The sequence below is a fragment of the Vibrio sp. A11 genome, from assembly GCF_013048705.1.
Taxonomy (GTDB): Bacteria; Pseudomonadota; Gammaproteobacteria; order Enterobacterales; family Vibrionaceae; genus Vibrio; species Vibrio metschnikovii.
Map to the genome: position 1 here is coordinate 471,153 of NZ_VHSI01000001.1, position 22,312 is coordinate 493,464.

Genomic DNA, 22,312 nt, shown 5'->3' on the forward strand with positions numbered 1-22,312 from the left:
ACAATTATGAATAATATGATGCTAATGGTGGTACTACTGGCAGTCATGGCTCTGGCTTATCAGCTCGGGCTAGTGCGCAGTAAAAGAGTGGCATCAACCAGCAGCGGGCAGACTCAACGCTTGCATTCTCGTCCAGTTTATCACGGTGTATTGACCCTACTTTGGGCTGTCGTACCCGCTTTTTTAGTGTTTGTTTTATGGACGACATTTTCCCCTAATTTCATTCAAAACTTAGTGCTCAGCAGTATCCCCAGCGAGTTTCAACCCGCTACCGCCGATCACGCTCGTGTATTGATGAACCAATTGAATAACTTAGCCAGCGGCTTTGCCGTAGTCAGTGAATTCAGTGATTATCAAATCGCAGCAGCTGAGTACCTACAGCAGGTACAATTTACCAGTCACGTTATCTTAAGTAGCTTAATGGCGACTTTAGCTGCGACAGGCGTCGTCTTTAGCACCCGTCGCATTCGCCCTGATTTACGTGCTCGTAACCAAGTTGAACGTGCGTTGCACATCGTACTTATTCTCTGTTCTGGTGTAGCCATTCTGACGACGATTGGTATTGTGCTGTCGATGCTGGGAGAAGCCTTTCGCTTTTTTAGCTTTGTTGACCCACTCGATTTCTTTTTTGGTACGACATGGAACCCGCGTTTCTCAACCGTAGGCACCAGCGGCCAAAGTGGTTTTGGTATGCTACCGCTGTTAGCGGGAACGTTCATGATTGCGTTTATCGCTCTTGCCGTCGCCATTCCAGTTGGTTTGATGGCCGCGATTTACTTAGCCGAATATGCCCCCAGTCGAGTTCGCTCTGTAGCGAAACCGATTATTGAAGTACTGGCAGGGATCCCAACGATTGTCTACGGGTTCTTTGCCCTGATCACCGTCGGCCCTTTTCTGAGTGAGATAGGTGAATTCTTCAATATTGATATCCGTGCTACCTCAGCTCTAACAGCAGGGGTCGTGATGGGGTTAATGATCATCCCGTTCATCTCTTCTCTTTCCGATGACATCCTCACCCAAGTTCCTAAAGCCTTAAGAGATGGCTCGCTGGGTCTCGGAGCGACAAAATCAGAAACGATACGTAAAGTCGTCCTGCCCGCAGCGCTGCCGGGCATTACCGGAGCCGTACTACTCGCCGCCAGCCGTGCGATTGGCGAAACCATGATTGTCGTGTTGGCTGCGGGCAATAGCCCGGTCTTAACCGCTAATCCTTTTGAAGCTGTATCGACGATGACCGTGACAATCGTCAATCAATTAACCGGCGATTTAGATTTCTCTAGCCCGCAATCACTGGTGGCTTTTGCCTTAGGGTTAACGCTGTTTGTGATTACCCTGTTTCTTAACGTCATTGCGTTAGTCATCGTACGTAAATACCGCGAACAATATGAGTAATTTCATGGACAGTATTATGCCAACTTCAACTCAATCAATGAGCGATACGAATAAGCTACGTGAGAAAACACAACTGCGTATTGCAAAATCACTCAAAAAACGCCATGCCAGTGAACGTCGTTTTAAAGCGTTTGGTATGGGAGCTGTTGGCTTAGCCCTCAGTTTTGTATTGATCCTGTTTGTTTCCGTTTTTTCCAAAGGCATTCCTGCTTTTTGGCAGGCGACGGTAAGTTTGAACGTTTATTTCGATCCTGAGGTAATCAATATTGAGCCGAAACCCGTTCAGCTCAGTGGCGAATCCGCAGGTGAATTTCAACAACGACTACTCGCTTGGCAAGGTCAAGTAGGCATGGTCAATTTCAACCGCATTATCGTCAATAGTTTAGCCACAGAAATACCGGAAGCGCCCCGCTATCAACGTGATGCATTACGCTTAATCACCAGTGGTGAACGTTTCGCACTGCGCGACATGTTAGTCAATGACCCGTCATTGGTCGGTAAAACACTACGCTTAGATTTATTGGCCGATGCGAATGTCGATGTGTGGTTAAAAGGCAATATTGATCGCGATTTACCCGACTCGCGCCAGCAATTAAGTGCTCGCACGCGTGCTTGGGCTGATGAACTGGCAGACCGTGGCGTGATTCAAAATAAATTTAGCACCGCTTTATTTATGAATGTCGACTCACGCAGCTCGTTAGCGTCGGCTGGCTTAGCGGGGGCATTTATGGGATCGGTATTTATGATGCTGATCGTCATGGTGCTCGCGGTACCGATTGGGGTAGCTTCCGCGATTTATTTGGAAGAGTTTGCGCCGAAAAACAAACTGACGGATTTTATTGAAGTGAACATTAATAACCTCGCCGCCGTTCCTTCAATTGTGTTTGGTCTACTCGGTGCCTCGGTGTTTATTTTATGGTTTAAACTGCCATTATCGGCACCGTTTGTCGGCGGTTTAGTGTTAACTCTGATGACACTGCCAACGGTGATTATTGCGACTCGTTCAACCTTAAAAGCGATTCCACCATCGATCCGTCAAGCAGCGCTAGGTATTGGCGCATCAAAAACTCAAGCGGTATTTCACCACGTACTGCCGCTGGCTCTTCCAGGCATTTTGACCGGGGCGATTTTAGGTATCGCACAAGCATTGGGCGAGACCGCACCGCTGTTATTAATCGGTATGAACTCGTTTGTTGCCAGTATTCCAAGTACGCCGATGGATCAGTCAACCGCTCTGCCAGTGCAAATTTTCTTATGGCAAGGTAATGAACTCCGTAACTTCTTTGAAGCAAGAACCTCTGCTGCAATCATCGTATTGCTAGCATTAATGATTAGTCTGAATGCGTTGGCCATCTGGTTACGTCGACGCTTTGAAACACGGTGGTAATCCAACATGATAAGTGAAGCAGTAATGAATAAACAGCCGATGATTAACCCTGATATTGTGCGTAAAGCATCGTCATCCACTGCGGTAAAAAATTCCAAAATGGCCGCCCGTGATGTCAAAGTGTTCTATGGTGAATCACAAGCCTTGCATGGCATCAACATGGATATTGTAGAAAATGAAGTCGTCGCGTTTATTGGCCCTTCCGGTTGTGGTAAATCGACCTTTCTACGTTGTTTAAATCGCATGAATGACACCATTGATAGCGCACGCGTTGAAGGCTCCGTCACCTTGGATGGGCAAGATATCTATCACCCGAGCCTTGATGTCGTACAACTCCGTGCGCAAGTGGGTATGGTCTTTCAAAAACCGAATCCATTCCCAAAATCCATCTACGAAAATATTGCTTATGGGCCCCGTTTGCACGGTTTAGTCGATAATAAAGCCGACTTAGAAGAAATTGTTGAAAACAGTTTACGCCGTGCAGGACTGTGGAATGAAGTCAAAGATCGCCTTTCTGCTCCCGGAACTGGGCTGTCTGGTGGTCAACAACAACGCCTTTGTATTGCGCGCGCGATTGCCGTCAATCCTGAAGTCATCTTAATGGATGAACCGTGTTCGGCACTCGACCCTATTGCGACCTCAATCATTGAAGACTTGATTGATGAACTGAAAGGCAGCTACACCATCGCGATGGTCACGCACAATATGCAACAAGCAGCGCGTGTCTCCGATAAAACCGCATTTTTCCATATGGGCAATCTTGTCGAGCTCAATGATACACGAGAAATATTCACCAACCCGCGTGATAGCCGCACGGAAGATTACATCACGGGTCGCTTTGGTTAATTCACAATTTTTCAGGAGAGATTTATGCCAACTCATCGTATTGATGGGCACACCTCACACAGTTACAACAGCGAATTACGCTCGATTGTCGATTCTGTGGTTAACATGGGCGACTTAGTGATAGAGCAGGTTCGCCACGCACTCAATGCCTTTATGACTGGTGATACTCGACTCGCTAAGCAGGTAATAGAAAATGATCATCAGATCAACCTACTCGAGCTAAGTATCGACCAAAAATGTGTGGATATTCTCGTTAAACGCCAGCCTGCAGCACGCGATTTACGAGCAATCTTTTCCATCATGAAGGCAATCATGGATTTAGAACGGATTGGTGATCAATCAAAACGCATTGCCAGCGCGGTACTACGTTTAAAAGAACAGCATCCAGGAAAGAAAAATTACTTTGAGGGTATTGAACTGCAAGAAGATGAGTTCGAACAAATCAACGCTCACGTGATTAATATGCTACAAAAATCCATGGATGCGTTTCATGATATGAATGCCGAAGCGGCCTTAGAAGCCGCAATGTTGGATAAGCATATTGATAACAGTTATAGCGAAATTTTACGCCAAAACAATCAAAATATGCTGCTTAACTGTTCTCACTTCCAAACCATCTTAGAGATCACTTGGATAGGCCGCGCCGTGGAGCGAATTGGCGATCATGCGCGCAACGTCTGTGAGTACACCATCTACTTTGTCAAAGGTTTAGATGTGCGCCATAAAAACGACCAAGAGATGGCTGAACTACTCGCCAAAAAGTATTAGTTCTCTCTGACTCGACGAACGCACTCAGTCTCTATCGAATCGAGGTTGAGAGCTCTGAGGAAAACAGTCATTTCTATAAGAGATGGCTGTTTTTTTATTGAAGGAATAATCCATAACGCTGCCCTATTCGGCAGCGACCAATCGATCGGGTGATTAATTAAACCAATGACGCGTGCGATTAGCAAACCAGACTAAACTTAGCATCACGGGTACTTCCACTAACACGCCAACTACCGTTGCCAGCGCGGCACCAGAATGTAACCCAAACAGAGCAATTGCCACCGCCACCGCTAGTTCAAAAAAATTAGAAGTGCCGATCATGCACGCTGGTGCGGCAATATTATGTGGTAAATCGATTTTCTTAGCAGCGAAGTAAGCCAACGCAAAAATGCCATAGGTTTGAATCAACAGCGGAATGGCAATTAATACAATCGCCAAAGGCTTAGAGAGAATGGTCTCGGCTTGAAACCCAAATAGCAGCACTACGGTTGCTAACAAACCAATTATCGACCAAGGTTTCATTTTTGCGGTAAAAGCGTTTAAACGTGACAGATCATTATTTTTAGCTAGCTTTTTGCGCGTATACACTCCAGCGAGTAACGGGATCAGCACATACAAAACCACCGAGAGTAATAAGGTATCCCAAGGGACGGTGATATCGGTCATCCCCAGCAACAGCCCAGCGATAGGCGCAAAAGCGAAGATCATGATGACATTATTTACCGAAACCTGAACTAAGGTATAGTTTGCATCGCCTTTGGTTAATTGGCTCCAGACAAACACCATCGCCGTACAAGGGGCAACACCAAGTAAAATCATCCCAGCAATGTATTCATTGGCGGTTTGTGGATCGACCCAGTTAGCAAAAAACACCTTAAAGAACAGCCAACCTAAAAATGCCATGGTGAACGGTTTAATCAGCCAGTTGATCACTAAAGTCAGTATCAGACCTTTAGGCTTTTTACCGACATCTTTAATGGAAGAAAAATCAATTTGCACCATCATTGGGTAAATCATTAACCAAATCAGCACCGCGATAACAATATTCACCTGCGCATATTCAAAGCGAGCAAATATCGCAAAGACATCCGGCGCTATTGAGCCAAGTGTAATACCAGCAATGATCGCCAGCCCTACCCAAACGGATAAGTAGCGCTCAAATAATCCCATGATTTTTCTCCTAAAATTTTCGATTCATCATATTTCAATAGCTAAAAATAACGCATCATCAATGATTGGCTTAGCCATTATTAAGATGATGCGCGTGATTTTCATCGGTAGATTCACCTTATTAGCAACAAACGATTCGAATCATGAGTGGCGTAACTTAGCTCTGAATAGAGCACCATCACATTCGATTTTTCAGATATATGATAAATCATATGTCTTATTTTACGCTCGTCAAGCACAAGATGTTGAAGTCGTAATCAAGCTAGCAAAGTGAAGTTTTCGAGAAATATCGATGAATAGAAAACGTAAAAATGGCACCTTACTTGCCTGTTGATGGGGGTCAGGAGCGGGCGTAAATAAGGTGCCATGCGGTTATTCAGTTAGATTTATTGTTTATCTCTTGTTGCCATTGGCATAGTTGGATCAAAGCGAATAGCGCTTGCTTTTCTGAGCGAGATTGGCATACCGCTAAGCGTTGTAAGTAGTATTCTGTTAATGGCTGCGGGTGAACAACAGACCCCGTTTCAATAGGTTTGCTTGAGCGAGCAACGGCTGATGTGGTTGGCATTATGGTATCCTCTTCTGGCTTGGGATATCTTTAGTATGCTAGATTTAAGGAAAAGAAAAACTGACAGGATAATTTATTTTATATCCCTATTTAAAAATAAATCGAATGACTCATTGACACCGTCAATACACAATGGACTGAAAGAGCTCATGAAAGCTTTAAATAGACCATAAGATGGCTCTTAATGGAAAACGATCTATCATTACCCCCTTAAATAGGGAGCAAAAATTTAAAAAGGAAACCTATTTTGTCTATCCTTAATTTATATCGTTATTACTTACGCTTCGATGGTTATGCGATAGAACAACCCATCAGTGCTACGTTAGAGGAGATTGCCAATCGATTATGCAGTAGCCCGCGCTATGCGCGTGTCTTGCTACAACAAATGCAGCAACAAGGCTGGCTCTCGTGGCAGCCTAAGGTTGGCCGAAATAAGCGTTCAACGCTGTGTTTATTGCAAGATCCTGAGCGGCTCAAAGAACTTCTAGCCAGTGACTGTCTTTTGCGTGGACAGTATGACAAGGCCTTGGATCTTTTGGAGCAAGATGAACAGATTTTCGCTCGGCTATTACAGCAAACCTCAGGAGCTTCAATGCACGAAGGACGATTGCATATCCAATTGACCTATCGCCGCCCCTTTCAAGCTCTGCTGCCTCATCATCCACAACGTAACAGTGAACGCTTTTTAGTACGACAAATCTACGCTTGCTTGGTCCGTTGTGATGCTGACGGACAAGTACATCCGGAACTGGCTCACCATTGGCATTATGATGCTGAGAATTATCAGTGGCGCTTTTATTTACGCCCTGAGCTAACTTTTCATGACGGACAAATGATCGATGCGCAAAGCATTGTCGAGCTCTTTTCAGGCTTAAAATCCTTAGCGAATTATCAGCATGAACTTGCTCATTTAAAACGCATTAGTGCCCCGCATCCGCGGGAAATACTGTTTGAATTCACCGCTCCTGATCAAAGCTTTGCGGGTCTGATTAGCGGTGTCAGTTATTCTATTCAACCAGTTAAACAGCTTCAGCAGTCCAACTCCAACGTAATTGGTAGTGGCGCATTCAAAGTTTATACTCATACCGATAAGCAATTAGTGCTGCACGCTTTCAATCGATACTATGGCTGCCGTTCATTATGCGACCAAATTACTATCTGGCTATTCGACCAAGATGTAACAACTGCAACCGACGCCATTCCTCACGCTGGCCGAAGCTGCCAATATTACGTATCGGCAGAATCTCCGAAGATTGAAAACGAACAAATTAATCAATTCTCTCGCCAAGAAGAGGGGGCGATTTTTTTATTAAATAATCACCACGCTGACCTACCGCTCGACGACCAGCAACGCCAATGGTTACTTAGCTTGCTTGAGCCAAACTGGTTATTGAGCGATATAGCGCACTCAAACCTCACTCCCGCGGATCATTTATTGCCTTGTTGGACCAAGTTATCTCGATTCCCCGCCACTCAGTGCCCATTACCGACATCAATGACGATGGCCGTATACAACTACGTGACATTGATTGAGTGTGCTGAAGCGATAGCTAAGCGGTTGGCTGATCACGGTATTCAAGTCATCATCCACAGTTACGACTATCAAACCTTGCAACAAAAAGCAGCACAGGGAACTCTCAATGAAACCCTAATCTTGAGCAGTATTAACTTAGATGATAATCGTCATACCAGTGCCTATCAGTTTCTTTACAGTAACCCGCTGCTTCACCATGCGCTGGATGATCTGGCCAGTAAATGGCTACGTCAATCGTTAGCGGATATACGTGCAAACGTCTGTATAGAGCAGTACCTTGTGGTATTAGAGCCTTTGGTAGCAACTTTGATCCATCATGGTGTTTTGCAACCACTCTATCACGAGCAACAAGTGCTACATTTCCACGATTTAATTCACAATGTCGCTTTAACAACTTGGGGATGGCCTGAATTAAAGCAGGTCTGGACTAGTAGTTAACGCATATTGGTCGAAAACATCCGATATAGATAAATCAAGAAACAAATTGAGTCAGTTGGTACAGGAGTACTGTTTAATCGTTTGGCTCTCTTTTGCTATCAGTGATCGATTGTTTTCCATCGACATCATTAATACCTCACGCATCCAATTCGGTAATTGTGGATTAATTTGGTAATAGACCCATTTGCCCCGCCGCTCATCAATCACCAAACCGTTTTTACGTAGCTCGGCTAAATGACGAGAGACTTTGGGTTGACTGAGAGAGAGTGCGGTCATTAAATCACACACGCACAGTTCTCGATGCTGGCTGATCAGCAATAATGATTTAAGCCGAGTCTCTTCAGCTAATGATTTATAGAAGGTTAACGTATCACACATAACAAACACATATGAAAAAACGAATGTGTTTGAGATTAAGACTTTCGAAGCAAAAAGTCAAAGTTCAATGCTGTTTTTTTCCTTACTCATTGGCAAAAAGTAAAAAGCAAAGCACCGTCTTAACGGTTTCCTTGGTTGACCTTCTAGGCGGCAATGATTAAGATCACATTTCTAAATGGCCAATAGGAGATTCAGTGCATGCCACTTACGCCGCCTTAGAGCGACCTTCACCTCTCAATTCACACCTTTTGATTTCATTTTTTATAGAGAAAAAATATGTTACAGAGTATTAAGCGCGATTGGTTTTCCAATGTGCGAGGGGATGTTTTAGCGGGTATTGTGGTTGCGTTAGCACTGATTCCTGAAGCGATCGCTTTTTCGATTATCGCTGGCGTTGACCCAAAAGTGGGCTTATACGCTTCATTTAGTATTGCCGTTATTATTGCTTTTGTCGGTGGCCGTCCGGGCATGATTTCTGCTGCGACAGGAGCAATGGCACTGTTGATGGTCACGCTGGTTAAAGAGCATGGCTTAGAGTATTTATTGGCGGCCACCGTTTTAACCGGTGTTCTGCAAATTATCGCCGGTTATTTGAAACTAGGTAATTTGATGCGTTTTGTATCGCGTTCAGTGGTTACCGGTTTTGTTAACGCATTAGCGATATTAATTTTTATGGCCCAACTTCCAGAGCTGACTAATGTCACCTGGCATGTTTACGCCATGACATTAGGTGGTTTAGGCATTATTTATCTTTTCCCTTATGTACCAGTGATCGGAAAAATGCTGCCTTCGCCACTAGTGTGTATCGTCGTACTCACCGCGATTGCTTTAGGCTTTGGTATCGATATTCGTACCGTCGGTGATATGGGGGATTTACCCGATACACTGCCGATTTTCTTATGGCCAGATGTGCCGCTTAACCTAGATACCTTACTGATCATTTTACCTTATTCTGCGGGTCTTGCTGTCGTCGGCTTGCTTGAATCGATGATGACCGCGACGATTGTTGATGACCTCACCGATACAGGCAGTGATAAAAACCGCGAATGTAAAGGCCAAGGTGTGGCGAACATTGCCACTGGTTTTCTTGGTGGCATGGCCGGCTGTGCGATGATTGGTCAATCAATCATCAATATTAAATCGGGTGGTCGAGGCCGACTTTCCACTTTTGTTGCTGGCCTATTCCTACTGATTATGGTGGTATTTTTAAGCGACTGGTTAAGCTTAATCCCAATGGCAGCCCTGGTTGCAGTAATGATCATGGTCTCTATCGGTACTTTTTCTTGGGCTTCAATTAAAGATCTTAAATCACACCCAATTTCGACCAATATTGTCATGATCGCCACTGTCGTCGTTGTCGTTATGACCCACAACCTCGCGATTGGTGTTGCTGTTGGTGTGTTACTTGCTGCTCTATTCTTTGCCAATAAAATCGGCCGCTTTATGGTTATCAAAAGCGACCTAGCAGAAAATGGAACCCAGCGTACTTATCGTGTTGTTGGACAAGTCTTTTTTGCTTCGTCAGATCAATTTATTAACTCATTCGACTTCAAAGAAGTCATTGAACGTGTCACTATCGATTTGTCTGCGGCACATTTCTGGGATATTACCGCCGTCTCTTCCCTAGATAAGGTAGTAATTAAATTCCGCCGCGAAGGCACTGAAGTCAATCTTATCGGAATGAATGAAGCCACTGCGACGATTGTCGACAAATTTGGCGTACACGATAAGCCTGAAGAAGTTGAAAAACTGATGGGCGGACACTAAGGAGCAAGTCATGACTAATATTATTGCCTGTATCGATGGTTCTACCTATTCACAGTCTGTAGCTGATCTTAGCGTATGGACCGCGAAAACCTTGTCCGCACCGTTAACTCTGCTGCATGTGCTCGATAAATCAGAGCGAGAAACCGCCAGCGAGATGTCCGGCAACATTGGACTAGGCAGTCGTGAGCATTTACTGCAAGAACTGGTCGAGCTAGATGAAAAACGCGCCAAAGTAGCATTAAGACACGGAAAGGCTTTACTTAATGAGCTAGAAGCCAAAGCCCTTGAGTCTGGTTTTACTGATCTACAAAAACTGCAAAAACACGGTGACTTACTTGAAACTTTGTTGGATATGGAAAAAGATATCCGCGTCCTCGTGGTCGGCAAATCTGGTGAGGTGAACCAAAGCAATACTAAAGCCGTTGGTTCACAATTGGAAAGTGTGGTTCGCACCATTAAAAGTCATATTTTAGTCGCGACCGGGGACTTTGCAGCGCCGCAAAATTATTTGTTAGCGTTTGATGGCAGTGAAGTGAGCCAAAAGCTGGTTGAAAAAGCGATCAATACTCCGCTACTCAAAGGGCTGACTTGTCACTTAGTGATGGTCGAAGACTCAGATGAAAAAGCGACCGCGTTTGCTAGCGCAGCGGAAAAGTTGCGTACTCATGGCGTCAATGTGGTGGAAGCCAGCTTAACCGGTGACGTGCACCGCGCGATTCTCGATTATCAACAGCATCATCAGTTGGGAATGATTGTGATGGGCGCTTATGGTCACTCAAAACTGCGTCAGTTTTTTGTAGGTAGCAACACCACAAAAATCATCATTGAATCCAACGTCCCGCTGCTTTTGATTCGTTAATTTTCAGTCAGTCGTACAACAAAAAGCCCTAACTCTCTGTTAGGGCTTTTTTTATCGAGAAACAACGGTATTCTTCCGACTTTCGGTATATGCCGTTATTGGCTCTTTATTTGGCTTTTGCTTTTCGGGGTTCGCTCATTAATCCCTTAATCAGTGACACCGTCGCGACCAGTAAGACAATGGTAAACGGGAAACCGGTTGTGACCGCCATCGCCTGCGCTGCGGCTAACCCGCCACCTAGCATTAATGCAATAGCGACTAACCCTTCAAAGGTACACCAGAAGATGCGCTGTGGCGTCGGCGCATTCACTTTGCCACCTGCCGCAATAGTATCAATCACTAATGATCCTGAATCTGAAGAAGTGATAAAGAAGACCACGACCAAAATGATGCCAATCACCGACGTAATACTCGCCAACGGCATGGCATCCAGCATCGCAAATAACTTAACGGGTAAATCAGCGCCCATCACTGCTTGATAACCATCATTAGCGTATTGGCTAATCGCTGTGCCACCAAAGGCTGTCATCCAAAATGCACAGACCGTCGATGGGATCAACAACACACAAACAATAAATTCACGTACCGTACGACCACGCGATACTCGCGCAATAAACATACCGACAAATGGCGACCAAGAAATCCACCACGCCCAGTAAAACGCCGTCCAACCTTGTGAATAATTCACATCTTCGCGACCAAATGGCATGGCTAATTCAGGTAGATAAGTCACATAGGCTAAAAGGTTATCGAAAAATCCCGTTAAAATCGCTAACGTCGGACCAACAACGACAATAAACAGCAGCAATAAGGCGGCTAGGCCCATATTGATTTCTGATAAACGTTTAACACCACTATCTAGCCCAGCGACCACCGAAATCAATGCTAACGCGGTGATCACAATGATCAATACCACTTGTGTAGTATCGGTTAAGGGGACATCGAATAAAAAGTTAAGTCCAGTCGCTGCTTGAGACGCTCCGTAGCCTAAGGAAGTCGCCAAACCGAACACGGTCGCTACCACCGCCAAAATATCGATCACATGCCCTGTCCAACCCCATACCCGCTCACCAAAGAGAGGATAAAAAATTGAACGCATTGTCAGTGGTAATCCCTTATTAAATGAGAAAATGGCTAACCCTAGTGCCAGTAATGCATAGATTGCCCATGGGTGCAGCGCCCAGTGGTAAATCGTTGCTGCCATACCTAATCGACGAGCCGCTTCGGTATCTCCCATTGCGCCGCCCAGTGGCGCCCAATCGGTACGTAAGCCATCTTCTATGGCTGCGCCTGATAAGGAACTACTAAAGTGTGACATGGGTTCTGACACACCAAAGAACACCAAACCAATCCCCATTCCTGCAGCAAATAGCATGGCTAGCCAACCAGCGTAAGAATAGTCGGGTACCGCGTCAGTGCCACCAATACGCACTCGGCCTAATGGCGATACCACCAAACCTAAACACACCAAGACAAAGATATTGGCCGATAACATGAAAAACCAATCTAAATGCGAGGTCAGCCAACCACGCATATATAAAAAGATAGGTTCTACTTGTTCACGGAAAATTAATGTCGTAAATACAAAAATAATGATTGCTAGCCCAGATACGGCGAACACTCGGTTATGAATGTCTAGGCCAAAAGGCCCAACCGATAACACCACATTATCTTGGCCAACGGTATAGTCCGTATCAATTGGGTTAACCTTGCCACTTGGGCGCGGGATCCCACCGTTATCACTACTCACATTCCTCTCCTCTCACTACTGTGCCTTTTGATACTCCAAATCAAATAACAATACCGGCAACACTAGAGGTGGTGAGAAGGGATTTCCCATCACCTCTGTTTATACCCTTTCGACTTGAAGCTGCAGCGGTGTTGGCTACCTGCAACTCCAAGTGGTTTGGGTATATATCGAAGAGGATGATCCGTTTATTTAGCCCATAGCGCGGCCAATGAACTTTCATTCGTACGATAAAGCCGGTAACTTGCCCAATAACTGACCATGCCAATCAAAAGATACGCCATGAAATTACCGATACCAACCTCATTGACTATATTGGACATGGTCGAAGCCGTGACTAATTTTAGCGGAAAATTAAAGATAGCGTTAAAGAAATCACTGATAAGGTAAGAATTAAACATCGCGATCGACAACCATTTTAAGGTAAAACCACCAATAAACATGACCAATAATGGTGAATTAAACAGTTGTGACATAAGTAAAGTAAAACATGCTAATGGAATTAAACACAAACCGACTAGCCACATTAAACCAATGTAACTCAAACCATGCTGCAATGCGTACCACAAAGAACGCTGAGCAAATAAAAATCCAAATCTTTCATTGGTTGCCATATTGAGCACCCAGAGAAAAATATCTGCAAAAACAACCAATAAAGAGCAGATAACTGGGATTAATAGTAGTCCAAAAGCCAGTTTCACCATATGGACCATGGTATTTGTGACCGGCATACTGCGCCAAAACATCGCGCTACCTTCTTTTCGTTCTTTACGAAACGTTTTCGGAAAATATAAAGCGCTTAACATTAATGATACCAAGCCAATCATCATCGTAATGAATTGATTGAAACTCTCAACGGCAGAACCATCAACATGAGCAAGCGTGTCAGAATATTCGACATCGAAAAATAGATTATTCCCAAGTGAAACATTCATTAATAAGCTAATGAATAATAATATTCCGCAGGCTAATAAAAATAGAGGAATTCGGGTAACACTTTTATTTTCAATCAGCTCTTTTTCAAGCATATATAGACTTGCATGCATTATGCTTTCTCCTTTTGTAGAGCAATAAATAAATCCGCTAATTTGATATTATGTACCGTTCCGAAAGCTTGTACTGCTTCTCGATGTTCTGCGGCCAGCAACCACTTGGTGGTGCCTAATCCGACTTGTGCACGTAACGGATTCAGTTTTTCAATCTCGTCTGCGTAGCTAGAGTTCGCCTCTAATACACAATAATTCTCAGTTAGATTATCCATCGAATCTTGTAAAACGACGTTGCCTTGTTTTAAGATCAGCACATCGGTCAGCAAATATTCAATTTCTGCCACTTCATGGCTAGCAATAATTAACGCTCGCTCACCATCATGAAACCACTCTAATAAATGACGATAAAAGGTTTCTCGATACATAAGATCAAGTCCTAATGTGGGCTCATCCAAAATCAGCACTTGGGTATCGGTTGCAATCACTAAGGCTAAATGGAGCTGGACTTTCATCCCTTTGGATAACGTGCGAATTTTACTCGATAAATTAATATTGGTTTCTGCTAACACTGAACGGGCCTTGGTTAACGAAAAGCTGGGATGAACGCCAGAGGTATAGCGTAACAATTGCTTCACCGTCATCCAGTCCGGCAGCACATTGACATCAGAAATATAGGCCAGTATTTCCATGACCTGAGCATGATCAGCAATCGGATGAAGACCGTTAATCGCGATGTCACCTTGGTAGTAGTGAGCCCCTAATAAAGCGTTAATTAGGGTCGATTTACCCGCACCATTATGGCCCAACACGCCTAATACTTGCCCAGCATGAAGAGTAAAACTCACTTCATGAAGCGCCTCTGCTTGTTTAGCGTACTGTTTAGAAACCTGCTTTGCTTCAACTAATGGATTCATTGTTCACCTTCAATATGCCGTTTTAATTGGCTAATAAAATCATCTAAGGGCATCTCTAGCACACGAAGTGTGTGGGCTATTTCTGGGATTTGCTGCTGCAAAAAATGCTGTTTCTGGCTGTTTTTTAACTGCTGAAGTGCACCTTTTATGACATACATTCCCTGCCCCCTGCGCTTTTCAACCAGTCCTTCGTCAACCAGTAATTGATAACCTTTCATTACCGTTAAGTGATTAATTTTCAGTTCAGCCGCCACGGTTCTTACTGACGGTAAGGCATGATCTTCTTGCCAAACCCCTTGTAAGATCTGTTCAATGATCTTGTCGGCTAACTGACGAAAAATGGGCTGGTTATCTTGCCACTCTGTCATATTTTTATACCGATATGGTGTTATACACAGATATAACAGTAAGCCTAATGCGCCGTATTGGCAAACTCTTTTTACTCAATTATAAAAATAAGGGCGGGTTTAAACTCAAATAGTAAGAAGAAACCATGAGACGACTGCTTACAATTGAGCTCGATTTGAGGTTACTGATGGACTTGCGTTAGTGGGGAGCATTAGTATACTTTGCTCTCTGCAAGTAGGAATCATTTACAATGAAATCAAATAAAAACAAGAGTTTAATCAGTAATCTGTTACTGAACATTATCATCCCTGTCGTTATTCTCAGTAAGATGAGTGGTGAAGATAATCTAGGACCGACCTGGGCGCTGATCGTTGCCCTCGCCTTCCCATTGATTTTTGGTATCGTGAGTTTTATTCAAGAAAGAAAAATCAACTTTTACTCCGCTCTTGGTTTAATCAGTGTTCTGTTGACTGGTGGTATCGGTTTACTGCAATTAGACCCCGCCTACATTGCGATTAAAGAAGCGGCCATTCCAGGGATCATTTTTATTGGTATATTGATTAGTAATGCCATCGGATATCCGGTTGTCAAAAAGATGCTGCTTAACGATGATATTGTCGATAATGAAAAACTCAATCAAGCGTTAGAAAAATCCAACAATCACGCTGAATTTGAGAGCAAAATTAATATCTGCTCATACATCATTGCTTTTTCGTTTCTGGTTTCTACGGTATTAAACTATGTACTCGCCAAATGGATAGTGACGAGCCCAGCAGGGACAGAAGCGTTTAATGAAGAGATCGGTAAGATGACCGCCCTCAGCTTTCCAGTCATTGCTTTACCCGTCACGATCATCATGATGGGAGCATTGATCTACTTATTTAAAAGTATTTCGACCATTACCGGTAATAAGATTGAAGATTTTCTGCGCTAAACCGCTTAAAGTGACAACATAAATAATAAAACCCACGACTTGCGTGGGTTTTATTATTTATAGGCCAAAACCTGACTTATTGTTGCTGGCGAGCCAAATGTTGAATTTTACCCACAATCGCTCTTAGTCCGTTACCTCGAGTCGGGCTAATATGACGCTCTAAATCTAACGTTTTGAAATAACTATCGATATCAAACGCTAGGATCTCACTGGCAGTCTTATTGTGATAAGCCGCCAAGACAATCGCCAATAAACCGTTAACGATGATCGCATCGCTATAAGCAAAAAGCTGTAAACGACCCTGCTCAATTTGAGTATGCAGCCATACTTGGCTCTGACACCCCGGTACTAGATCTTCATCTCGCCTTTGCTGCTCATCAAACGGCGTTAATGCCTTGCCTAAATCGATGATGTATTGGTAGCGTTGCTCCCAATCGTCAAAAAAAGCCAAATCTTCGATGATCTCTTGGTCACTTGGTAGGTTCATTTTTAAGCTCTATATCCTTACGAATTGATACGACATCGACTGGATTAAGGTGTCGTAACGGCTCTACACTAGTCGTGGAGCCAAGAATTAAAAAAACAGTCCGGTTTCGAGTTGGGCTTCTTCACTCATCATCTCACGTGACCATGGTGGATCAAACACTAAGTTGACCTGAACCTTATCGACATGAGGCACCATACTGACACGATGTTCAACATCACCGACTAAAACAGGCCCCATTCCACAGCCTGGTGCCGTTAACGTCATTTCAATCTGTACGCAGCGAGCAGCCTGATCAATCGACACTTGATAGATCAGACCTAGCGATAATAAGTTAACCGGGATCTCTGGATCATAGACGGTCTCTAAAGCCTGATATATTTGCGCTTGATCGATATTTCCATCTTTGGGTGTATCAAATTCAAGTTTCAGAGGCTGTCGACCAATCGCATCGGCATCAGTACCATCAACACGATACATATTTCCGCGCCACGTGATGGTATAGTTACCGCCCAGATCCTGAGTAATGGTGACAAACTCACCTTGAGTAAGAAGCTGTTTATCGCCATTAGGCACTCGCCTAACCATACAATCGCGTTCAAGGTTTACAATTCTCTGTTGCATTTAGTTAACCTTGATGCTCGAAAAGACAGTAACACTGACCACTAAGGTGTTAACTGACATTAAAACTTTCTCCACAGCCGCATTCAGCAACCACATTAGGATTATTAAACTTTACCACGCCATTTAAACCATCTTTAACGTAGTCAAGTTCAGTACCTTGCAGCATCGCAATCGCCTCAGCAGCAATACTGACCGTCAACTTATCGCTTGCGTTGATCACTCGATCTGACTCTAGCGCCTGCTCTTGGATATCGAGAACATAGGCATAGCCATTGCAACCACTGGTTTTCACAGAGATGCGTACAACATGGTCAGGCTGACTCGCTAATTTATTTTCAAAATGACGAATCGCACTGTCGGTTAATGTCAGTACTGGTTGATTCGACACTTCAGGGGTATAAGTTTCTACCTGCATATAATTTACCTTAAACTAACATTTGCTGAGCTTTTTTAAGTGCAATGAACAGCGCATCGATTTCTTCTATCGTGTTGTAAATAGAAAATGACGCTCTCGCCGTACCAGGAACGCCTAAACGACGCATCAATGGCTGCGCACAATGATCGCCGGTGCGAATTGCAATCCCTTGTTTATCTAGAATAAAACCGATATCGGCTGGGTGACAACCTTCCAGTAAAAAGCTCAACACGCCAATTTTGTCGTTAGCATTACCAATTAATTGGAAACCCTCTAGCTCACTCGCGTGTTGCAACGCTCGCTCCATCAAGGCCCGCTCGTGTGCTTGCACGGCTGCGAGGTCAAACTGGCTAAACCAAGTAATGGCAGCGGCCAAACCAATCACACCAGCGATATTGGGTGTACCCGCTTCTAATCGGTTAGGAAGGCTTCCCCACGTAGCGTCTTGATAAGTCACCTTAGCAATCATCTCACCGCCCGTTTGCCACACCGGCCAATCTTGCAATACCTCAGCTTTGCCCCAAAGTACGCCCACTCCTGTTGGACCAAAAACCTTATGACCAGAGAAGGCGTAAAAATCGCAGCCAATATCAGCCACATTGACACCACCATGAGCAATGCCTTGCGCGCCATCAATTAAGACCAGTGCACCCACCTCTTTGGCTTGTGCCGTTAAGGCATGGATAGGGTTAACCGTACCAAGCGCATTAGAAATGTGTGGCATCGCCACCAATTTGGTCGATGAATTCAGCAGCGATGTAAATTGCTCGACATTCAGCTCACCATTATCTTGAATAGGAGCGATGACCAATTCGGCACCACTCTTCAGGCACGCCTGTTGCCAAGTCACCAAATTCGCGTGATGCTCCATTTCGGTGACCAATACTTGATCGCCAGGCTGCAAACGCTGCGCGATACCATGCGCAACAATGTTGATCGACTCGGTAGTCCCGCTAGTCCAAATCACTTCACTGCGATCAAAAGCGTGGATATAGTTAGCGACCACATCACGGCCATGTTCATAACGTTGTGTTGCTTGATCCGCTAAACGGTGAACGCCACGATGAACATTAGCATTACACTGAGTATAAAAATCAGTAATCGCTTCAATAACCGCCATCGGCTTTTGCGTCGTCGCGGCATTGTCTAGGTAAACCAGAGGCTTACCTTCAACATTTTGATTAAGAATAGGAAATTGCGCTCTAACCGCAGCAACGTCGAACGCAGAGGTTTCGACCATTATCTTACCTCCATCTCTTTAAAACGAGCACTCAATATAGGCGCTAACCACTCAGCCAAAACTTGATTTGGCATTTGGTTAATCAATTCTTGAATAAAGCCAACATTGAGCATGACTAATGCCTGTGAACGGCCAATGCCACGCGACATCAAATAATACAGCGCTTCTTCTTCAATTTCAGCCACCGTCGCACCGTGGGCACATTTCACATCATCGGCGTAAATTTCTAACTCTGGCTTGGTATTGATCTGGCCACGGCGTGACAAAAGTAAGTTACGATTATTCAGCTCAGCAAGGGTCTTTTGCGCATCACGATGAATGTGAATACGGCCATTAAATACCGCTGTCGCTTTGTCACCGACAATACCACGTACATTCTCTTCACTAGTACCATTAGGTTTTGCGTGTTCAATAGTACTGTGCAGATCAAAATGCTCCGATTCACCCAATAGATAAACGGCGTTCATTTTTGCTTCTGCATGCTCACCACTATGAATAATATCAACATCAAGGCGTGACAATTGGCTACCAAAGCCAATCACCGTGCTGTTTAGTTGAGCATAATCATTAAGCGAGAAATGCGTGCCACCAAAATACAAAGCTTGCGGGCTATTGATCAGAAATTGATAATGCTCTAGCTCAGCATGTGCATCAAGCAAACACTCCGTGAAACCGGTGCGTAAATTATCACCGCTGCCTTGAGCATGCTCAATCAAGGTTAATTTGCCATGGTGACCAAGATTAACTTGCACACGATAATGGGCTTCATAGCCATGATGATTGTGATGAACGATTCGGATCGGAGTCGTGCAATGGCACTCAGGATCAACATCGATAAACAATACATTATCAGCCAATACATCGTTGACCATACCGAATAAATGGCGCGATGGTTTGACCTGAGAAAAACGGCTCACCGCAGCTGCTTGTTGGTCAGCGGGTAGGCTTTGAGCACTATAGATACTGACACCCTGTGGTAAATTTAGCGCGCTTAAATCGGTCTGCAATTGACCATCAACAAACACTAAATCGATGGTTTCAAGCCCAGCGATTGGCGCTAAGTTGAACGGCGCATTGTCTGATTTCGGCGACAGTTCTAGCTGCTCTAAACAAGAGAGTGAGGTATAACGCCAAGCTTCAGTACGTCGGGTCGGCCAGCGGGTTTGACGCAGAGCATTAAGCGCTTGTTGACGAACCGGGCTCAGCCAATCATTGGTTTTCGAGCCACGGTCTATCACTTGCTGAAGCCATTGACTCATTACTCAGCCCCCTCGCTATCTTCTAAGCCAAGAAATGCGTAACCCTGTTGCTCAATTTCTCTGGCTAATGAAGCATCACCGCTTTTGACAATTTGGCCGTTAGCCAAAATGTGGACAAAATCGGGTTCAATGTAATCAAGCAAGCGCTGATAGTGAGTAATGACCACAAAGCTACGATCTTTACTGCGCTGGCTATTCACGCCGTTAGCAACCACTTGCAAAGCATCAACATCCAATCCTGAATCCGATTCATCTAAAATACATAGGCTTGGCTCTAATAAAATCATTTGCATGATTTCGTTACGTTTTTTCTCACCACCGGAGAAGCCTTCATTAACGCCTCGTTTCAGAAAATCGAGCGGCAGTTGAACTTGCTTACTGGCTTCTTTGGCTTTTTTCAAAAACTCAGCAGCCGTCAATGGCTCTTGTCCACGATGGGCACGCATGGCATTCACTGACTCTTTCATAAATTCCATATTGCTGACACCAGGAATTTCTACCGGGTACTGAAAGGCTAGAAATAAGCCGTGTCGAGCACGTTCTTCAACGTCCATATCCAGTAAGCTTTGGCCATGTAACATCGCTTCGCCGTCGGTCACTTCATAGCCGTCGCGCCCAGAAAGCACATAGCCTAAGGTACTTTTACCCGCACCGTTAGGTCCCATAATCGCGTGAACTTCGCCCGGCTTAATGTCGAGATTTAGCCCTTTTATAATGTCTTTTTGCTCCACACGAGCGTGTAAGTTTTTAATATTTAACATGTAATAATTATCCTACTGAGCCTTCCAGACTAATTTCAAGCAGCTTACCGGCTTCCACGGCAAACTCCATTGGCAACTCTTTAAACACTTCTTTACAAAAACCATTGACGATCATCGATACCGCTTTCTCGGTATCTAATCCTCGTTGTTGGCATAAAAACAGCTGTTCATCGCTCACTTTAGAAGTGGTCGCTTCATGTTCTACTTTGGCACTTGGGTTACGACTTTCAATGTATGGGAAAGTGTGCGCGCCGCAGCGGTCGCCAATTAACAACGAATCACATTCGGTAAAGTTACGAGCGCCATCAGCTTTCGGCCCCATATGTACCAAGCCACGATAAGTGTTATTACTTTCTCCAGCACTAATCCCTTTCGAGATAATCGTTGAGCGAGTATTTTTACCCAAATGAATCATTTTGGTACCGGTATCCGCTTGTTGGCGGTTACGGGTTAAGGCAACAGAGTAGAATTCACCGACACTGTTGTCGCCTTTTAAAATACAACTTGGATATTTCCAAGTGACTGACGACCCGGTTTCAACTTGTGTCCACGAGATTTTTGCATTGGTATGACAAATGCCACGCTTAGTTACAAAGTTATAGATACCACCTTTACCATCTTCATCACCGGGATACCAGTTTTGAACAGTCGAGTACTTAATTTGCGCATCGTCCATCGCCACCAATTCAACCACAGCAGCATGAAGTTGGTTTTCGTCGCGCTGAGGCGCGGTACAACCTTCAAGATAACTGACGTAACTGCCTTCATCGGCAATGATTAAGGTACGCTCAAATTGGCCAGTATTTTGTTCATTAATTCGGAAATAGGTTGATAATTCCATCGGGCAACGTACCCCTTTCGGGATATACACAAACGAACCATCAGTAAATACAGCACTATTTAACGCGGCAAAGTAGTTATCAGAACGTGGCACCACAGAGCCAAGGTATTTTTTCACTAGTTCAGGGTATTCTTGCACCGCTTCCGAAATCGGACAGAAAATCACGCCGGCTTCTTTTAGTTTTTCACGAAAGGTGGTGACTACGGACACGGAATCGAACACGACGTCAACAGCAACCCCAGCGAGCATTTCCTGTTCATAGAGAGGAATCCCTAACTTCTCATACACTCGTAATAGCTCTGGATCAACCTCATCAAGTGATTTAGGTTTATCTTTCATGCTCTTAGGAGCTGAATAGTAGGATATGGCTTGATAATCCATCTTCGGATAGTGAACATGAGCCCATTCAGGCTCTTCCATCGCCAGCCAATTGTGGTAAGCTTTCAGACGCCATTCTAACATCCATTCTGGTTCGTTTTTCATGGCTGAAATACGACGAATCACACTTTCATCTAAGCCTGTAGCAAAGGTTTCAGACTCAATATCAGAGACGAAGCCTGCCTCATATTTACGGGATAATGCTTCATGAATTTGTTCAGTCATAACTTCGGTTCTCGCTGATGTCTTTATGCGCTGCTTTGTCATAGGC

Annotated in this window: 22 protein-coding genes; 8 read left to right on the plus strand and 14 right to left on the minus strand. The window is 44.4% G+C overall.

What is annotated here, in order from left to right:
* Positions 1–6 precede the first annotated feature (6 nt).
* From pstC to phoU, 4 genes are read left to right on the plus strand one after another with little or no spacing between them, the layout of a single operon-like run.
* A complete protein-coding gene (pstC, locus tag FKQ60_RS02040; RefSeq protein ID WP_154167834.1) occupies positions 7–1,392 on the plus strand; it encodes a phosphate ABC transporter permease subunit PstC in 1,386 nt (461 codons plus the stop codon).
* 16 nt (positions 1,393–1,408) lie between these two features.
* Positions 1,409–2,779: a phosphate ABC transporter permease PstA gene (gene pstA, locus FKQ60_RS02045; protein WP_170904624.1), complete on the plus strand. Its 1,371-nt coding sequence runs from the start codon at positions 1,409–1,411 to the stop codon at positions 2,777–2,779.
* Between the two features lie 39 nt (positions 2,780–2,818).
* Positions 2,819–3,625, plus strand: coding sequence for a phosphate ABC transporter ATP-binding protein PstB (gene pstB, locus FKQ60_RS02050; protein ID WP_249374266.1), 807 nt, complete (start codon positions 2,819–2,821; stop codon positions 3,623–3,625).
* Positions 3,626–3,649: 24 nt separating this feature from the next.
* Entirely contained in the window at positions 3,650–4,393 is a 744-nt protein-coding gene (gene phoU, locus FKQ60_RS02055; protein ID WP_158138588.1) for a phosphate signaling complex protein PhoU, read from the plus strand.
* A 153-nt stretch (positions 4,394–4,546) separates the two neighbouring features.
* Here phoU and arsB read toward each other — a convergent pair whose 3' ends face one another.
* Positions 4,547–5,563 carry an ACR3 family arsenite efflux transporter gene (gene arsB / locus FKQ60_RS02060; protein WP_161429854.1) on the minus strand — a complete coding sequence of 339 codons (1,017 nt, stop codon included), beginning with the start codon at positions 5,561–5,563 and terminating at the stop codon, positions 4,547–4,549.
* Positions 5,564–5,939: 376 nt separating this feature from the next.
* The gene (locus FKQ60_RS02065) at positions 5,940–6,131 is read right to left on the minus strand and encodes a hypothetical protein (protein WP_170905921.1); all 192 of its coding nucleotides are present in this window, start codon (positions 6,129–6,131) and stop codon (positions 5,940–5,942) included.
* A gap of 247 nt (positions 6,132–6,378) precedes the next feature.
* On the opposite strand from FKQ60_RS02065, the gene FKQ60_RS02070 reads away from it, so the two are divergent.
* Entirely contained in the window at positions 6,379–8,103 is a 1,725-nt protein-coding gene (locus FKQ60_RS02070) for an SgrR family transcriptional regulator (RefSeq protein ID WP_249374262.1), read from the plus strand.
* A 51-nt stretch (positions 8,104–8,154) separates the two neighbouring features.
* On the opposite strand, the gene FKQ60_RS02075 is transcribed toward FKQ60_RS02070, so the two are convergent.
* The gene (locus FKQ60_RS02075; RefSeq protein ID WP_170905922.1) at positions 8,155–8,481 is read right to left on the minus strand and encodes a metalloregulator ArsR/SmtB family transcription factor; all 327 of its coding nucleotides are present in this window, start codon (positions 8,479–8,481) and stop codon (positions 8,155–8,157) included.
* A gap of 276 nt (positions 8,482–8,757) precedes the next feature.
* Between FKQ60_RS02075 and FKQ60_RS02080 the strand changes: the two genes are divergently transcribed.
* Together FKQ60_RS02080 and FKQ60_RS02085 are read left to right on the plus strand one after the other, a co-directional pair.
* Entirely contained in the window at positions 8,758–10,248 is a 1,491-nt protein-coding gene (locus FKQ60_RS02080) for a SulP family inorganic anion transporter (RefSeq protein WP_170905923.1), read from the plus strand.
* Positions 10,249–10,258: 10 nt separating this feature from the next.
* Positions 10,259–11,107 carry a universal stress protein gene (locus FKQ60_RS02085; protein ID WP_158143747.1) on the plus strand — a complete coding sequence of 283 codons (849 nt, stop codon included), beginning with the start codon at positions 10,259–10,261 and terminating at the stop codon, positions 11,105–11,107.
* Positions 11,108–11,213: 106 nt separating this feature from the next.
* Here the strand turns inward: FKQ60_RS02085 and FKQ60_RS02090 are convergent, their stop codons facing one another.
* The 4 genes from FKQ60_RS02090 to FKQ60_RS02105 form a co-directional block, all read right to left on the minus strand.
* Entirely contained in the window at positions 11,214–12,857 is a 1,644-nt protein-coding gene (locus tag FKQ60_RS02090) for a BCCT family transporter (RefSeq protein WP_158143746.1), read from the minus strand.
* Positions 12,858–13,042: 185 nt separating this feature from the next.
* Complete coding sequence (locus FKQ60_RS02095) at positions 13,043–13,900, minus strand: hypothetical protein (protein WP_170905924.1); 858 nt, start codon at positions 13,898–13,900, stop codon at positions 13,043–13,045.
* Positions 13,900–14,757: an ABC transporter ATP-binding protein gene (locus tag FKQ60_RS02100; RefSeq protein ID WP_170905925.1), complete on the minus strand. Its 858-nt coding sequence runs from the start codon at positions 14,755–14,757 to the stop codon at positions 13,900–13,902. Before FKQ60_RS02100 ends, FKQ60_RS02095 begins: the two co-directional genes overlap by 1 nt.
* Positions 14,754–15,125 (minus strand): GntR family transcriptional regulator, encoded by a 372-nt coding sequence (locus FKQ60_RS02105; protein ID WP_161426446.1) that lies wholly within the window; start codon positions 15,123–15,125, stop codon positions 14,754–14,756. Before FKQ60_RS02105 ends, FKQ60_RS02100 begins: the two co-directional genes overlap by 4 nt.
* A 230-nt stretch (positions 15,126–15,355) precedes the next feature.
* Between FKQ60_RS02105 and FKQ60_RS02110 the strand changes: the two genes are divergently transcribed.
* The gene (locus FKQ60_RS02110; protein WP_154167801.1) at positions 15,356–16,039 is read left to right on the plus strand and encodes a VC0807 family protein; all 684 of its coding nucleotides are present in this window, start codon (positions 15,356–15,358) and stop codon (positions 16,037–16,039) included.
* A gap of 76 nt (positions 16,040–16,115) precedes the next feature.
* Here FKQ60_RS02110 and FKQ60_RS02115 read toward each other — a convergent pair whose 3' ends face one another.
* From FKQ60_RS02115 to sufB, 7 genes are all read right to left on the minus strand, one after another.
* Positions 16,116–16,526: a SufE family protein gene (locus FKQ60_RS02115; protein WP_154167798.1), complete on the minus strand. Its 411-nt coding sequence runs from the start codon at positions 16,524–16,526 to the stop codon at positions 16,116–16,118.
* Between the two features lie 87 nt (positions 16,527–16,613).
* Positions 16,614–17,147: a putative Fe-S cluster assembly protein SufT gene (gene sufT / locus FKQ60_RS02120; protein WP_040904222.1), complete on the minus strand. Its 534-nt coding sequence runs from the start codon at positions 17,145–17,147 to the stop codon at positions 16,614–16,616.
* Positions 17,148–17,196: 49 nt separating this feature from the next.
* Complete coding sequence (locus FKQ60_RS02125) at positions 17,197–17,562, minus strand: iron-sulfur cluster assembly accessory protein (RefSeq protein ID WP_004395005.1); 366 nt, start codon at positions 17,560–17,562, stop codon at positions 17,197–17,199.
* Positions 17,563–17,572: 10 nt separating this feature from the next.
* Positions 17,573–18,802 carry a cysteine desulfurase gene (locus FKQ60_RS02130; protein WP_004395004.1) on the minus strand — a complete coding sequence of 410 codons (1,230 nt, stop codon included), beginning with the start codon at positions 18,800–18,802 and terminating at the stop codon, positions 17,573–17,575.
* Positions 18,802–20,061, minus strand: coding sequence for a Fe-S cluster assembly protein SufD (gene sufD / locus FKQ60_RS02135; RefSeq protein ID WP_158143741.1), 1,260 nt, complete (start codon positions 20,059–20,061; stop codon positions 18,802–18,804). Before sufD ends, FKQ60_RS02130 begins: the two co-directional genes overlap by 1 nt.
* Positions 20,061–20,822 carry a Fe-S cluster assembly ATPase SufC gene (gene sufC, locus FKQ60_RS02140; protein WP_154167785.1) on the minus strand — a complete coding sequence of 254 codons (762 nt, stop codon included), beginning with the start codon at positions 20,820–20,822 and terminating at the stop codon, positions 20,061–20,063. Before sufC ends, sufD begins: the two co-directional genes overlap by 1 nt.
* Before the next feature lie 7 nt (positions 20,823–20,829).
* On the minus strand, positions 20,830–22,266 hold the full coding sequence (sufB, locus tag FKQ60_RS02145) for a Fe-S cluster assembly protein SufB (protein ID WP_004395001.1): 1,437 nt from the start codon (positions 22,264–22,266) through the stop codon (positions 20,830–20,832).
* Positions 22,267–22,312: the final 46 nt, after the last annotated feature.